The organism is Thiomonas islandica (genome assembly GCF_055383445.1).
Window position 1 is genome coordinate 1,169,364 of record NZ_AP042391.1, and the last position, 14,470, is coordinate 1,183,833.

Genomic DNA, 14,470 nt, shown 5'->3' on the forward strand with positions numbered 1-14,470 from the left:
CCTATTTCGATGCGGCTGCTGCAGGCGGTGTGCTGCCGAAGTCCACCCTGGGCGGCACCGAGATGGCCTTTTCATCGGTCACGGTGAAGCTGGGCTTGACCTTCATGCCGGTGGCCATGGCGGTGAGGTTGCTCGGGAACTGCCGCACCAGATTGTTGTAGTTCTGCACGGCCTGGATGTAGCGCATGCGTGCCACGGCGATTCGGTTTTCTGTGCCCTCGAGCTGCGCCTGCAGATCGCGGAACACGCCGTCGGCCTTGAGCTGCGGATAGTTTTCCGACACCGCGATCAGGCGCGAGAGCGCGCTGGTCATCTGCGCCTGCGCCTGCTGGAATTTCTCGAACGCGGCTGGATCGTTGATCAGTTCGGGCGTGGCCTGGATCTGGCCGACCCTGGCGCGCGCTTCAGTCACCTGGGTGAGCACATCCTTTTCATGCGCGGCATAGCCCTTGACCACGTTCACCAGATTGGGCACCAGGTCGGCGCGGCGTTGGTACTGGTTGAGCACTTCGGCCCAACTGGCCTTGACCTGCTCGTCCGCGGCCTGCAGCGCGTTATAGCCGCAGCCACCCAGATTCAGCAGCGCAAGACAGAGCAACACGAAAAACAGCCAGCGACGCATGGGAAAGTCTCCAAAAGTGAAAAGACCGGTTGCAAAGCATACCGGCAGTTTCTTGCGCGCCGCCGGGGTATGCTTGCCAGATGTCTGCTTTTGCCTATATCCCGACCAGCCATGCCCCTTCTTTCTGACCTGCGCAGCCTGTTGGTGGAGCCGGGCAAAGACCTTGATCTGAACGACCGCCCGACCCAGCTCGACCTGCCCGGCGGTCCGTCCAGACAGGACATCGAAGACGAACTCTCCAGCCTGCGCACGCAGATCGGCAACATCCAGGATCTGATGTTCACTCGCCGCGAGCGTGCGCTGCTGGTCGTGCTGCAGGGCATGGACTCTGCCGGCAAGGACAGCACCACCAAGGCAGTGTTTACTGGGGTGAATCCACTGGGTATCCGCGCTGCGTCGTTCAGCGTGCCCACGCCGCAGGAACGCCGCCACGACTATCTGTGGCGGGTGCATGCGCAGGTGCCGCCGCTGGGCTGTATCGGCGTGTTCAACCGTAGCCATTACGAAGAGCCGATCATCCGCCGGGTACATGGCGAGATCAAGAACGGTGACTTCAAGCGCTACCTGCGGCAGATCGCCGACTTCGAGCAGATGCTGACCGAAACGGGAACCGCCATCGTCAAGTGCTTCCTGCACCTGAGCTTCGAGGCGCAGCGCGAACGCCTGCAAGAGCGCATCGACAACCCGCTGAAAAACTGGAAATTCGATCCATCCGACTTGCAGGAGCGTCAGTATTGGAGCGCTTACCAGTCTGCCTACAGCCAGGCGCTCGAAGCCACATCCACTGCGCAAGCGCCCTGGTATGTGGTGCCGGCAGACCGCAAGCCGGTGCGCAATCTGATTGTCGCGCGGCTGACGCTGCAGGCGCTGGAAAAACTGGATGTCCGCCCGCCAGACCCGAAGCCCGAGCTGAAGCGGCTGAAGGTGGTCTGAGCCGGCCCGGGCGTGGCTGCGAACACGCCGGAAACTGCTTGAGGCAACGCTGGACAAGCCCCTTGCGCGCTGCGGGTGGCGCGCAAGGGCTCAGCCCGTGCCGCCCACGGTCATGCGGTCGATGCGCAGCGTGGGCTGGCCCACGCCAACGGGTACGCTCTGGCCTTCCTTGCCGCAGGTGCCTACGCCGCTGTCTAGCCGCAGATCGTTGCCGATCATGCTCACGCGGGTGAGCGCGTCGGGGCCGTTGCCGATCAGTGTGGCGCCTTTTACCGGGTAGAGCGGCTTGCCTTTTTCTACCCACCAGGCTTCGCTGGCGGAGAACACAAACTTGCCGCTGGTGATGTCGACCTGACCGCCGCCGAAGTTCACCGCGTACAGGCCGCGGTCGATGCTGGCGAGGATTTCCTCCGGGTCGCGGTCGCCTGCGAGCATGTAGGTGTTGGTCATGCGCGGCAGCGGCACATGCGCGTAGCTTTCGCGCCGGCCGTTGCCGGTGGGCGCGCGGCCCATCAGTCGGGCGTTGAGCATGTCCTGCATATAGCCCACCAGAATGCCGTCCTCGATCAGCACATTGCGCTGCGTCGGGTTGCCTTCATCGTCCACGTTGAGCGAGCCGCGCCGGTCGGGCAGGGTGCCGTCATCGAGCACGGTCACGCCCTTGGCGGCCACGCGCTGGCCCATGCGGCCGGAGAAGGCGCTCGATCCCTTGCGGTTGAAATCGCCCTCCAGACCGTGGCCCACCGCCTCGTGCAGCAGCACGCCGGGCCAGCCGGGGCCGAGCACCACGCTCATCTCGCCGGCAGGCGCGGGGCGCGACTCGAGGTTGACCAGTGCGGTGTTCACCGCCTCATCGACATACTGCGCGATGAGGGCGTCGTCGAAGTAGCCCAGGCTGTAGCGCCCGCCGCCGCCCGACGAGCCGGACTCGCGCCGCCCGTTGTGCTCGACGATGACATTCACGCTCAGTCGCACCAGAGGGCGCACGTCGGCGGCCAGCAGGCCGTCGGAGCGCAGCACCAGCATCACATCATGCTCGCCGCCCAGGCTGGCCATGACCTGCACCACGCGCGGGTCTTTAGCCCGCGCCAGCCGGTCGACCTTTTGCAGGATCGCGACCTTGGCGCTGGAGTCGAGCGCGCCCAACGGGTCGCTCGCACCATAGAGCACGCGCGCCGCGCTGCGCCGGGTGTCGCGCGGCACCTTGGCGTTGCCCTTGCCCGCACGGGCGATGCTGCGCACCGTGTCGGCAGCTTCGAGCAGGGCGAGCTCGGAAATGTCGTCGGAATACGCGAATGCGGTTTTTTCGCCCTGCACCGCACGGATGCCAAAGCCCTGCTCGATGTCAAAGCTGCCGGACTTGACCATGCCTTCTTCCAGACTCCAGCTCTCGGAGCGGGTGTATTGCAGGTAGATGTCGGCATAGTCGAGCTTGTGCTCGAACACCTTGCCTAGCGCACGCTGCAAGGCGGATTCGTCGATTTGATGGGGGTCGAGCAAGACGCGGCGCGCTTCATCTAGGCGCAGTAGGGCGGGTTCGGTCATCATGTTCATGCGCCCGATTGTAGGAAGGGCGGCAAGTCCCTGCGCGCGCCGCGCGATTGCATCTTGCGCTTTAGCCCGTGGCTACCCAGTCGCCTGACTTGCCGCCGTGCTTTTCCAGCAGGCGCACGCCGTCGATGCGCATGCCGCGATCGACCGCCTTGCACATGTCGTAAATGGTCAGCAGCCCGATCTGCACCGCGGTCAGCGCTTCTATTTCCACGCCGGTGCGGCCGCGGGTTTCGGCGGTGACGGTGCAGTGAATGCTGCTGTCTTGCGGCTGCAGTTCGAAGTCCACCGCCACGCGGTTGAGCGCGATGGGGTGGCACAGCGGAATCAGATCGGCAGTGCGCTTGGCGGCCATGATCGCGGCCACGCGGGCGATGCCCAGCACATCGCCCTTTTTCGCACTGCCGCTTTGCACCAGTGCAAAGGTCGCGGGCTGCATGCGGATGCAGCCGGTGGCCACGGCAACACGATGGGTTTCATCTTTCGCGCCCACATCGACCATGTGCGCCTGGCCGGCGGTGTCGAAATGGGTGAGGTTTGCTGCGGTGGAGGTCATGATGCAGGATGGGCGGCAGCGTGCGCCTCTAGGTTGATGGCGTCGCGCAGGCGGCGGGCTTCGCGCCGCGCGGCATCGGCGAACTCGCGCCCGCTGCTGGCATAGAGCACGCTGCGCGAGGCGTTGATCAGGAAATGGCGGCGCGCCGCGCGCACCGTGGCCGCTAGGTCGCCGCCCTGCGCGCCGATGCCGGGAATGAGCAACGGCACGTCCGGTGCCACAGCGCGGATGCGCTCGATGTCGCCCGGGTGGGTCGCGCCGGCCACCAGCCCATTCTGGCCGTGGCGGTTCCAATCCTGCGCCGCCAGCCGCGCCACGCGCTCGAACAACAATTCGTCAGCGAGATGCGCCGAAACGCTGGCCGCAGAATTGGCGATGCGCAGGGTCTGCAGATCGGCCCCGCCCGGATTGGAGGTGCGGCACAGCAGGAACAGCCCGCGCTCGGGGTAGCGCAGATAGGGCTCGACCGAATCGAAACCCATGTAGGGCGAGAGCGTCAGCGCGTCAGCATCGAAGCGCACGAAGGCCTCGCGGGCGTATTGCTCGGCGGTCGCGCCGATGTCGCCGCGCTTGGCATCGAGAATCACCGGCACGCCCGGTGCGGCCTTGCGGATGTGGGCGATGAGGTGTTCGAGCTGGCTTTCCGCGCCCAGCGCGGCGAAGTAGGCGATCTGCGGCTTGTAGGCGCAGACCAGATCGGCCGTGGCGTCGACGATGGCGGCGCAGAAGTCGAACAGCCGCAGCGGATCGTTGGTCCACGGCGCCGGAAAGCGCGCAGGCTCCGGATCGAGTCCGACGCACAGCGCCGAATTGTTGCGCTCTGCGGCCTCTGACCACTGCTGCGTGAAGGGGGGGCGGGGCGTGCTCATGCGCAGCATTGTAGGAACGGGAATTGACACCGCCTTGACGGCCTCGCCCTTACCATGACGCAGTTTCCAGAACCGCCCCCAGCCATGCAATCCAGTCGCCGCCTGTTTCTCGGTTCCGCGCTTGCTCTGTCCGCCGCGCCGCTGCTGGCGCGGGCGCAGGTGGTGGGGGGCAGCGGCGCAGACTTGCCGGCGGCGGTGACGCAGGCGCTCGCGCACGCGCGGATTCCGCTGCAGTCCTGCGCATTCGTGTTGCAGGCGATCGATAGTGCGACGCCGCAGATGGCCTTCAACGCAGCCGCGCTGATGAATCCGGCGTCTGTGCTCAAGCTGGTAACCACCTATGCCGCGCTGCGCATCCTCGGCCCGGCGTATGTGTGGAAGACGCCGGTGTACGCGGTCGGGCCGGTGCGTGCGGGGGTGCTGCAGGGCGATCTGGCGTTCATCGGCAGCGGTGACCCGCATCTGATGGCCGACAATCTGTGGAGCATTGCGCTGCGCCTGCGCGATCTGGGCATCCGCAGCATTCGCGGGGATGTGCTGATCGACCGCCAGGCCTTCGACCTGCCGTCGCACGACCCCGGCGCGTTCGACGGCGACGCCACCGCGCCGTACAACGTCGGTCCCGACGCGTTTCTGGTGAACTTCGGTGTGCTGCGCCTGGGCTTTGTGCCCGACGCGCGAGCGCAGCGGGTGCACGTGACCGTGGAGCCACCGCTGGCCGGGTTCGATCTGCGCGAGGCCCCCAAGCTCACTGCCAGTGCCTGCGGCAACTGGAAGGACAAGCTGCGCGCCGACTGGAAGCAGCCGTTTGCGCCGCGCTTTGCCGGGGGCTATGCCGCCTCCTGCGGGGTGCAGACCTGGAACATCGCCCCCGAAGTGAGCGACAACGGATATGTGCAGCGCTTGCTTGCCGCGCTGTTTGCGCAGGTGGGCATCGCCTGGCAGGGGCAGGTGCGCACCGCGCCGCTGCCCGCTCGTGCCACCGAGCTGACAGTGTGGGAGTCGCCTGCGCTGGCGGTGCTGGTGCGCGACATCAACAAATACAGCAACAACGTCATGGCGCAGCAGGTGTTCCTGACCCTGGCGCTGGCCGCCGGGGCGCAGCGCGCCACCTGGGCCGGGGCGCAGCAGGCGGTGATGCAATGGCTCGCCACCCACGGCCTGCCGATGCCCGGGCTGGTGCTGGACAACGGCTGCGGCCTGTCACGCATTGCGCGCATTAGCGCAGGCGACATCAACGCGTTGCTACGCGCGGCGTGGAACAGCCCGGTGATGCCCGAATTCGTGTCCTCTTTGCCGCTGGCCGGCGAGGACGGCACGTTGCGCCGGCATTTCCGCGACCCCGATCTCGCCGGCCGCATTCACGCCAAGACCGGCAGCCTCGACGGCGTGCTGTCTCTGGCCGGTTACGCCCAGGCGCGCAGCGGCCAGCGCTACTGCTTCGCTGCGCTGGTCAACGACCCGCGCGCAGGCGGCGCCTGGCCCGCGCTCGAGGCCTTTGTCGGTGGTTTCATGCAGACCGCCTGAGCGTGCTCTCCCACCTTGCCGGCGGCTGCCATGACCTTTCACCCGACCGATCTGATTGGCTACAGCGCCGCGTTCCTGACCACCGTGTCCTTCGTGCCGCAGGTCTGGCTGACGCTGCGCACGCGCGATGTCTCGGGCGTGTCCTTGGGCATGTACAGCCTGTTCACCGTGGGCATTGCGCTGTGGTTGATCTACGGCATCGTTCAGCGCAGCTGGCCGTTGGTCGGGGCCAATGCGGTGACCTTGATCCTGGCGCTGATCGTGCTTTTCATGCGTTTGCGCTACGGTGAGCGCTGCCAGCCGCAGGAGGCGGAACCCGATTCGTAGGCGGATCGTCGTCTTCACCCGCGTTGCCCTTCAGGCGCAGAAAGAGCGCTGACAGGCCCTAAAATCGACCGCAGATCTTTGGCCGCCAGCCGGACATCATGGGCGCGCGCGCGGCCCTGCACAAGACGAGGAGACGCCCATGCGCATTCTGATTGCCGAAGACGACCGCGTCCTGGCCGACGGCCTGCTGCGCTCGCTGCGTGCGTTGGGCTATGCGGTCGATCAGGTGGCCGATGGCAACAGCGCCGATGCTGCACTGCAGTCGAGCGCGTTCGATTTGCTCATCCTCGATGTCGGCCTGCCGCGTCTGTCCGGTTTCGAGGTGCTGCGTCGGCTGCGCGCGCGCGGTTCGGCAATGCCGGTACTCATGCTCACCGCGGCCGACAGCGTGGAAGACAAGGTGCGCGGTCTCGATTTAGGCGCTGACGACTACATGGCCAAGCCGTTCGCGCTGGCCGAACTCGAGGCGCGGGTGCGCGCGCTGTCGCGCCGCGGCATGGGCGGGGCCAGTGCCATCATCCAGCACGGCCCGCTGCAATACGACATCACCGGCCGCATGGTCACGCTCAACGGGCAGTTGGTCGAACTCTCCGCGCGCGAACTCACCCTGCTCGAGGTGCTGCTGCAGCGCGCCGGTCGGCTGGTGAGCAAGGACCAGCTCGTCGAGCATCTGTGCGTGTGGGGCGAGGAGGTGAGCACCAACGCCATCGAGGTGTATGTGCACCGGCTGCGCAAGAAGATCGAAGTTGGCCCGGTGCGCATCGCCACGGTGCGCGGCCTGGGCTACTGTCTGGAGAAAATCGTCCCGGCTGCGGCGGACGCCAGATCCGATGGCTGAGCCGCCGGCGTCGGGCAGCTAGACCGGGGCGACACCGTGCTGCTTCGCAATCGCCATGCGCGCTCGCTGTTCGGCGAAATCCTCGACTGGATGCTTGCGCCCATGCTGTTGTTGTGGCCGCTGTCGATCGGCATCACCTATCTGGTGGCGCAGGCCATTGCCGCCAAGCCGTTCGACGCGGCGCTGCAGCACACCCTGCTGCAGCTGTGCGCGCAGGTGCAAACTCTGGGTGCGCCGCAGGCGGTGCACTCCGCGCTGTGGCAGCAAACCCTGCGCCAGCCACCGGCGGGCGGTCTGGCAGGCTATCAGGTGCGCAGCAGCGACGGCGTGGTGCTGACCGGCAATCCGGCACTGCCTGCCGCGGCAGGGCTGCCGCCTGCGCACGCCGCAGCGCCGATCGCGGTGCACTGGCGCGACGGCGAACTGCACGGACGCAGTGTGCGCCTGGCGGCCGCCTGGGTGTGGCCACTGGCGCAGGCGCGCGCGGCACCGGTGCTGGTCCAGGTGGCGCAGGACACACAGGCGCGCACACGGCTGGCGCGCGACATCGTGCAGGGCGTGATTCTGCCGCAGTTCGTCGTCGTGCCGATCTTCATTCTGCTGGTCTGGTTCGGGCTGGGGCAGGGCATTGCGCCGCTCAATGAACTGCAGTCACGTATCCGTCGCCGCCGCGCAGACGACCTCAGCCCGATCGACGAGCGCGAAGCGCCGGAGGAAATCGCTCCGCTGGTCGACTCGATCAACAGTCTGCTCGCGCGGCTGCAACAGTCTTTGCAAACACAAAAGCGCTTCGTCGCCGACGCCGCGCACCAGATCAAGACCCCGCTGGCCGGGCTGCGCACGCAGGCCGAGCTGGCGCTGCGCCAGACCGATCCCGAGGAACTGCGCGCCAGCCTGCGGCAGATCGGCCGCAGCGTGGAGCGCACCACCCGGCTGGTCAACCAGTTGCTCGCGCTCACCCGCGCCGAGAACCAGGGCGGCGCAGCGCGGGCGGTGTTCGAGACCATCGACCTGCGGCTGCCCGCCACCGAGGCCATGCAGGAACTGGCTGTGCTCGCGCTGGAAAAGGATCTCGAGCTCGAATTCGACGCGCCTGCGCATCCGCTTTGGGTGCGCGGCAATGCCCTGCTGCTGCATGAGCTGATCAAGAACCTGCTGCACAACGCGATCACCTACACCCCACCCGGCGGCCATGTGGCGCTGCGTTTACACGGCGTCACGGCAGACGGCCCGGGCGCGCGCCCCGTGGCGCGACTGCAGATGGACGACACCGGCCCCGGCATTCCCGAAGCCGAACGCGAGCTGGTGTTCGAGCCGTTCTACCGCATTCTCGACAACGGCAGCGAGGGCAGCGGGCTGGGCTTGGCGATCGTACGCGAAATCGTCCGCCAGCACGGCGCCGACATCACCCTGTCGGATCTGCCCAGCCAGACCCGCGGCAGCCGCGGCCTGCGGGTGCAACTGGATTTCGCGCAGGTGTGAGGCGAACCGCGGCCGTCGAGCGGCTGAACGACATGGCCGCCCCGCGGCGGGCGAGATCGTGCCGCACACTAGTCGCTTTCCTCGCCGCACTGGCGCTTGAGCGCGTTAAGCTCGCCGTAGGTGATGGGCTTGCCGCTGACCGACAGGGTCTTGAGACCGGCGCGCATGCAAGGGCTGTCGTTAGCGAGCTGCAGCTGCGGCGCGTCCACCGGCTGGTTCACCAGCCGTGCACGCAGCAGACTGAAAATGCCCACCAGCACCACGATGGCGATGATGACGCCCAGCAGACCGCTGAGCTGCACATTCCACCCCTGCCTTCGCTCCGGCGGCGTGGGTTTGGGGTTTTGCGGGGCGTCGGTCATGGTTCAGCGCAGTGCGGGGTTGAGGGTGTAGGTGCCGGTCAGGCTGGCCTGGGCGAGCACATGCCCGGCGATCGCCTTGCGCAGTTGCGCGCCGTTGAACACGCCGTCCACCGGGCAGCGCACCACGTCGAGCGCGTACAGCGTGAAAATGTAGTGGTGCAGCAACGCATCGTTCCACGGTGGACAAGGGCCGTCATAGCCGAAGTATTGACCGGCCATGTCCTGATCGCCGGCAAACCACGCGGTGTAGTCGTTGACGCCCTGGCGCATGCCGCCAGGGCACTCCGGCCCCGGCTTGCCGCGCGGAGTGACTTCGTGGCTGAATTCGCGCTCGTCGATGTGGCTGCGCGACGGCGGAATGTCGACCAGTAGCCAGTGGTAGAAGTCCACGCGCGGCAGGTCGGCCGGCACGGTACGGCCCTCGATGTTCACATCGTCGGCGCGGCTGGGCACGTCCGGATCGTGGCAGATCAGCACCAGGCTTTTCGTGCCGGCGGGCACGCCGCTCCACGCCAGCGGCGGATTGAGGTTTTGCGACAACGCCACATGGCCGACCACTGCGGGCTTGCAAAACGCATACTGCGGCGGGATGGGCTGGCCGTCGAAAAAGGCGGGGCTGGTCAGTTGCATGGACTTCTCCTTCAAGACGCGTCGTGGACAAGCGGCGGTGCCGGCGCACAGGGATCGCGATGGCTGCCAGCATCCCCATTTTCCTCTTGTAGGCTTTCCTGCCCGGCAGTGAGCATTTCGATGGTGACCACCATGCCGGGATGCGCTTCGATCAGCGCCTTCTCCACGGCGTAGCGGCAATTGGCAGCACGCTGCAGCGACCATTGTCCGGGCATGTGCAGGTGCATGGACACAAAGCGCCGGGTGCCGGCCACGCGGGTGCGGATATGGTCGAAGTGCATGTCCTGCGAGCGGAAGCGGTCGAGCACGGCCTGCAGCGCGGCCAGGTCGGCCTCGGGCATCGACTTGTCCATCAGGCCGTCGACCGAGCGTCTGACCAGCGAAAACGCTTCGCGCAGGATGTGCAGCGCCACGACGATGCCGATCACCGGGTCGAGCCACAGCCAGCCGGTCACCGGCACCAGCAGCACACCGATGATCACGCCGACCGAGGTCCACACATCGGTCATGATGTGTCGGGCGTCGGCCTCGATGACGATGGATCGCAGCCGCTTGGCGCCACGTAGCATCCACAGCGCCACGCCCAAGTTGACCGCGGTGGCCAGCGCAGAAATGGCCGCACCCAGCGGCACCGCGCTGATGGGCTGTGGCTGGGTGAGGCGCTGGGCGGCTTCCACCAGAATGAACACGGCGGCCACGCCGATGAGCAGACCTTCGAGGCCGCTGGAGAAATATTCCGCCTTGGTGTGGCCAAACGGGTGATCCGCATCGGGCGGGGCCTCGGCGATGCGCACGATGAACAGCGCAAACGCCGCCGCGGCGACATTGACGATGGACTCCATCGCATCCGACAAAAACCCCACCGAGCCCGTGACCTTCCAGGCCAGGAGCTTCAGGCTGATGACGACGAGCGCGGCAAACAGCGAGGCGCGCAGATAGGTTCTGGCTTGCATGGATTGGGAAGTGGCAGACCGCCCCGTATTGTGCACGGGACGGGTGGCGGCCGGGACTGCGCGGAAAACCGATCGATTCGGCGCGCAGCGGTGTGCGCTTCTCCCCCTCCCAGCCCCCCCTACACAGTGGGGGAGGAGCCATTCCTTTTGCGTTTGCCGCAGACGCAAGGCACCGATGTGACCCGTCTGCCCACGACAGCGATGAACGGATTGTGAAATTTCATCATGTCTGGTTAGACTTGCCGCCCATTGCGCGCAGCCGAGCGCCCAATCCCAGAACACGCCCTGCACATGGCCCTGAACCTCCCGCCGCTTCCTGTTCCTGTGCCCAATCGGCGTGATCTGATCGCGCTGCCGTTGGTCATTGCGCTGTTTTTCATCGTGGCGCACGCGGGGCGGCAGATGGCGGTGCCGTTCCATCTGGGCGACCAACTGCCGATCTCGCTGTCGCCGCTGGCGCTGCCGGAATACGGTCTGTACACCGTGCTGCGCATGCTCGCTGCGCTGGTGGTGTCGTTCCTATTCACCCTAGGCTATGCCTGGTTGGCCGCGCACAACCGCTATGCCGAACGCATCCTGATCCCGGCGCTCGACGTGCTGCAGTCGGTGCCCATTCTTGGGTATTTGTCGATCACGGTCACCGGCTTCATGGCGCTGTTTCCAGGCAGTCTGGTCGGGGTACAGCTGGCGGTGATCTTTGCCGTGTTCACCTCGCAGGCGTGGAACATGACCTTCAGCCTGTATCAGTCGCTCAAGACCGTGCCGCGCGATTTGCAGGAGGCGGCAACGCTCTACCGGCTCAATGCCTGGCAGCGGTTCTGGAAGGTGGAACTGCCGTTTGCCATGCCCGGGCTGCTGTGGAACACCATGATGTCGATGTCGGGCGGCTGGTTTTTCGTCGTCGCCTCCGAAGCCATCACCGTGTCAGGGCAAACGGTCACCGTGCCGGGCATCGGCTCGTACATCGCCGCGGCGATTGCGCAAAAGGATCTGGCGGCCATCGGCTGGGCGATCGCCGCGATGATCGTCATCATCCTCGCCTACGACACCCTGCTGTTTCGCCCCATCGTCGCCTGGGCCGACAAGTTCAAGTTCGAGATGACCGCCTCGAGCGAGGCGCCGCGCTCGGTGGTGCTCGACTTCCTGCGCCGCACCCGACTGCTCAAGATGCTGGCGGTGATTCCGGCTTGGCTGTGGGAACTGAGCGTGCGTCTTACGCCCAAGGTGTCGGTGCGCCAGGCGCCAGCCAACGCCCGGCAGCGCCGGCGCCTGGGCGACGCGGTGTTTTACGCGGCCCTCGGCGTGCTCGCGTTGTGGGCCGTGGTGCGGCTGCTGCAGGTGTTGCCGCGCGATTTCGGCTGGCCCATGGTCGGGCATGTCATCGGCCTGGGGCTGATCACCGGGTTCAAGGTGTTCGTGCTGGTGGCGCTGTCAGCGCTGGTGTGGGTGCCGATCGGGGTGTGGATCGGGCTGCGCCCGCGCTGGGCGGAAAAAGTGCAGCCGCTGGCGCAGTTTCTCGCCGCGTTTCCGGCCAATCTGCTTTTTCCGCTGTTCGTCGTGGCCATCGTCCACTGGCACCTGAATGTCGACGTGTTCACCGCGCCGCTGATGATCCTGGGCAGCATGTGGTACATCCTGTTCTCGGTGGTTGGTGCCGCCGCGGCGATTCCTACTGACATGCGCGAGGCGGCGCAAAACCTCGGGCTGCGCGGCTGGCTGCTGTGGAAACGGCTGTACCTGCCGGGCATTTTCCCGGGCTTTGTCACTGGCGCGATCACTGCCAGCGGTGGGGCGTGGAACGCCAGCATCGTTGCCGAGGTGGTTAGCTGGGGTGACAAGACCTTGGTTGCCACAGGCCTGGGTGCCTACATCAGCCAGACCACGGCCAGGGGCCAGACCGCGCAGATCGCGCTCGGCGTGGGGGTGATGTCGCTGTTGGTCATCCTCACCAACCGGCTGTTCTGGCACCGACTGTACGACCTGGCGCAGCGCCGCGTGCGGCTGGATTGAAGCCGTCGTCACTCAAGGACATCCATCATGGCCGTTCCTGTCGAACTCGCACCGACCGTCGCCACCGCGCAGGGGGTGGACATTTTCCGCACCGAGCACTTGCGCAAGGCGTTCAAGACCCCGGACGGCGCCGAGTTGCTGGTGCTCGACGATGTCAACATGTGCCTGAGCGAAGGCGAGATCGTGGTCATGCTTGGCCGCTCCGGCTCGGGCAAGTCGACTTTGCTGCGCATCCTAGCCGGGCTGGTGCGGGCATCGGGCGGTGTCGCTTTGCACCGCGGGCGACCAATCACTGGCCCGGTACCCGGTGTGGCGATGGTGTTCCAGAGCTTTGCGCTGCTGCCCTGGCTGACCGTGCTGCAGAACGTGGAACTTGGGCTCGAGGCGCTGAAGGTGCCGCCGGCAGAGCGACGTGCCCGCGCGCTCGCGGCGATCGACCTGATCGGCCTGGACGGTTTCGAGTCCGCCTATCCGCGCGAGCTCTCCGGCGGTATGCGCCAGCGGGTGGGCTTTGCCCGCGCCCTGGTCATCAACCCCGATGTACTGATGATGGACGAGCCGTTCTCGGCGCTCGACGTGCTCACCGCCGAGACCATGCGTACCGACCTGCTTGACCTGTGGACCGAGCGCAAGATCCCGACCCGCGGCATCCTGCTGGTGTCGCACAACATCGAGGAGGCGGTGCTGATGGCCGACCGCATCATCATCCTCGGCTCAAACCCGGGACGCATCGTCAACGAAATGCGCATCACCCTGCCGCATCCGCGCAACCGCGAATCGCCGGAATTCCGCGATCTGGTCGAGGACATCTACGGGGTGATGACCGCGCGTCCGGTCGGGCGCGATGCTGCGCGCAAGCAGGTGCCGGGCATCGGCCTGCGGCTGCCGTCGCTGTCGGTCAACGCCTTAGCCGGCCTGCTCGAAGAGCTCGACGCGTTGGAAAAACGCAACGCCAATACCCGCATCAGCTTGCCGGAACTGGCCGAGGACATGCACTTTTCGGTTGATGACCTGTTCCCGCTGATCGAAGGCGCCGAACTGCTCGGCTTTGCCCAGGTGGAAGATGGCGACATCATGCTGCTGCCGGCCGGTCGCACCTTCGTCGATGGCACGCTGCAGGAGCGCAAGCAGATCTTCGCCCGCCACCTGCTCGAGCGCGTACCGCTGGTGGCGCGCATTCGCGCCGTACTCGACGAACGGTACAACCACCGCGCCCCCGACTCGCGCTTCCTCACCGAGCTGGAAGATCACCTTAGCGAGGAAGAGGCGCGTCGTGTGCTGGACACGGCAATCGACTGGGGCCGCTACGCCGAGGTCTACGCCTACGACGACAACGCAGAGGTCTTCAGCCTGGACAATCCCGAGGCGGGGCAATGAACAATGGCGTACGCGGGTGTGCCGTTGTCAGTTTGCTGCGCTTGGTCAGGGCTTGGTGGCCTGCTTGGCCTTGTCCATCGCGCCCTGGGCGGCATCGGTGGCTTTTTCCTTGATGTTGCTGAGCGCATTGGTCGTGGCGTCCATGACCTTGTCTGCCGCACCGGAAACCGCGTGTGCGCCCGAGTGCACTGCGGCACTGGCAGCGCCTGCAGCCGCGCTGGCTGCACTGCCCACGGCGTGACCGGTGGCGCTGGCCGCACCGTGCGCGGCGCTGGCCGCAGCACCGGCAGCGCTGGCGCCCGCGGCAACCGCGGAACTGGTCGCAGACTGCGCTGCGCTGGCTGCACTGCTGGTGGCCTGCTCGGCTTTCTGGCATGCCGCCAGCGACAGCAGGGCGGCGGCGATCAGGACGAGTTTGTATTTCATGATGATC

The 14,470-nt window shown here is 66.4% G+C and carries 15 protein-coding genes; 7 read left to right on the forward strand and 8 right to left on the reverse strand.

The features are described from left to right. Position 1: 1 nt before the first annotated feature. Positions 2-622 (reverse strand): LemA family protein, encoded by a 621-nt coding sequence (locus ACZ47F_RS05630; RefSeq protein WP_464926304.1) that lies wholly within the window; start codon positions 620-622, stop codon positions 2-4. 111 nt (positions 623-733) lie between these two features. Between ACZ47F_RS05630 and ACZ47F_RS05635 the strand changes: the two genes are divergently transcribed. Further along, on the forward strand, positions 734-1,555 hold the full coding sequence (locus ACZ47F_RS05635; RefSeq protein ID WP_464926305.1) for a PPK2 family polyphosphate kinase: 822 nt from the start codon (positions 734-736) through the stop codon (positions 1,553-1,555). A 90-nt stretch (positions 1,556-1,645) separates the two neighbouring features. Here the strand turns inward: ACZ47F_RS05635 and tldD are convergent, their stop codons facing one another. The 3 genes from tldD to pyrF form a co-directional block, all read right to left on the reverse strand. Continuing rightward, the gene (gene tldD / locus ACZ47F_RS05640; RefSeq protein ID WP_464926585.1) at positions 1,646-3,103 is read right to left on the reverse strand and encodes a metalloprotease TldD; all 1,458 of its coding nucleotides are present in this window, start codon (positions 3,101-3,103) and stop codon (positions 1,646-1,648) included. 67 nt (positions 3,104-3,170) lie between these two features. Continuing rightward, complete coding sequence (moaC, locus tag ACZ47F_RS05645) at positions 3,171-3,662, reverse strand: cyclic pyranopterin monophosphate synthase MoaC (protein WP_464926306.1); 492 nt, start codon at positions 3,660-3,662, stop codon at positions 3,171-3,173. Then, complete coding sequence (gene pyrF / locus ACZ47F_RS05650) at positions 3,659-4,540, reverse strand: orotidine-5'-phosphate decarboxylase (protein WP_464926307.1); 882 nt, start codon at positions 4,538-4,540, stop codon at positions 3,659-3,661. The genes moaC and pyrF overlap by 4 nt, the downstream gene beginning before the upstream one ends. Positions 4,541-4,615: 75 nt before the next feature. Here pyrF and dacB point away from each other — a divergent pair, with 75 nt between their 5' ends. The 4 genes from dacB (at position 4,616) to ACZ47F_RS05670 (ending at position 8,705) form a co-directional block, all read left to right on the forward strand. Then, positions 4,616-6,058: a D-alanyl-D-alanine carboxypeptidase/D-alanyl-D-alanine endopeptidase gene (gene dacB, locus ACZ47F_RS05655; RefSeq protein WP_464926308.1), complete on the forward strand. Its 1,443-nt coding sequence runs from the start codon at positions 4,616-4,618 to the stop codon at positions 6,056-6,058. 30 nt (positions 6,059-6,088) lie between these two features. Continuing rightward, positions 6,089-6,385 carry a SemiSWEET family sugar transporter gene (locus tag ACZ47F_RS05660; RefSeq protein ID WP_464926309.1) on the forward strand — a complete coding sequence of 99 codons (297 nt, stop codon included), beginning with the start codon at positions 6,089-6,091 and terminating at the stop codon, positions 6,383-6,385. A gap of 139 nt (positions 6,386-6,524) precedes the next feature. Continuing rightward, positions 6,525-7,223 (forward strand): response regulator transcription factor, encoded by a 699-nt coding sequence (locus ACZ47F_RS05665; protein WP_464926310.1) that lies wholly within the window; start codon positions 6,525-6,527, stop codon positions 7,221-7,223. A gap of 36 nt (positions 7,224-7,259) precedes the next feature. After that, positions 7,260-8,705 (forward strand): sensor histidine kinase N-terminal domain-containing protein, encoded by a 1,446-nt coding sequence (locus ACZ47F_RS05670; RefSeq protein ID WP_464926311.1) that lies wholly within the window; start codon positions 7,260-7,262, stop codon positions 8,703-8,705. A gap of 68 nt (positions 8,706-8,773) precedes the next feature. Here the strand turns inward: ACZ47F_RS05670 and ACZ47F_RS05675 are convergent, their stop codons facing one another. The 3 genes from ACZ47F_RS05675 to ACZ47F_RS05685 are packed head-to-tail and all read right to left on the reverse strand — an operon-like array spanning position 8,774 to position 10,650. Continuing rightward, on the reverse strand, positions 8,774-9,067 hold the full coding sequence (locus ACZ47F_RS05675; RefSeq protein ID WP_464926312.1) for a hypothetical protein: 294 nt from the start codon (positions 9,065-9,067) through the stop codon (positions 8,774-8,776). Positions 9,068-9,070: 3 nt separating this feature from the next. Continuing rightward, the gene (locus ACZ47F_RS05680; RefSeq protein WP_464926313.1) at positions 9,071-9,697 is read right to left on the reverse strand and encodes a YbhB/YbcL family Raf kinase inhibitor-like protein; all 627 of its coding nucleotides are present in this window, start codon (positions 9,695-9,697) and stop codon (positions 9,071-9,073) included. 11 nt (positions 9,698-9,708) lie between these two features. Then, a complete protein-coding gene (locus ACZ47F_RS05685) occupies positions 9,709-10,650 on the reverse strand; it encodes a cation diffusion facilitator family transporter (RefSeq protein WP_464926314.1) in 942 nt (313 codons plus the stop codon). A 291-nt stretch (positions 10,651-10,941) separates the two neighbouring features. Here ACZ47F_RS05685 and ACZ47F_RS05690 point away from each other — a divergent pair, with 291 nt between their 5' ends. Continuing rightward, positions 10,942-12,660, forward strand: coding sequence for an ABC transporter permease (locus ACZ47F_RS05690; protein ID WP_464926315.1), 1,719 nt, complete (start codon positions 10,942-10,944; stop codon positions 12,658-12,660). Between the two features lie 27 nt (positions 12,661-12,687). Beyond that, the gene (locus ACZ47F_RS05695) at positions 12,688-14,037 is read left to right on the forward strand and encodes an ABC transporter ATP-binding protein (RefSeq protein ID WP_464926316.1); all 1,350 of its coding nucleotides are present in this window, start codon (positions 12,688-12,690) and stop codon (positions 14,035-14,037) included. Between the two features lie 45 nt (positions 14,038-14,082). Here the strand turns inward: ACZ47F_RS05695 and ACZ47F_RS05700 are convergent, their stop codons facing one another. After that, positions 14,083-14,463: a hypothetical protein gene (locus tag ACZ47F_RS05700; RefSeq protein ID WP_464926317.1), complete on the reverse strand. Its 381-nt coding sequence runs from the start codon at positions 14,461-14,463 to the stop codon at positions 14,083-14,085. Between the last annotated feature and the right edge of the window lie 7 nt (positions 14,464-14,470).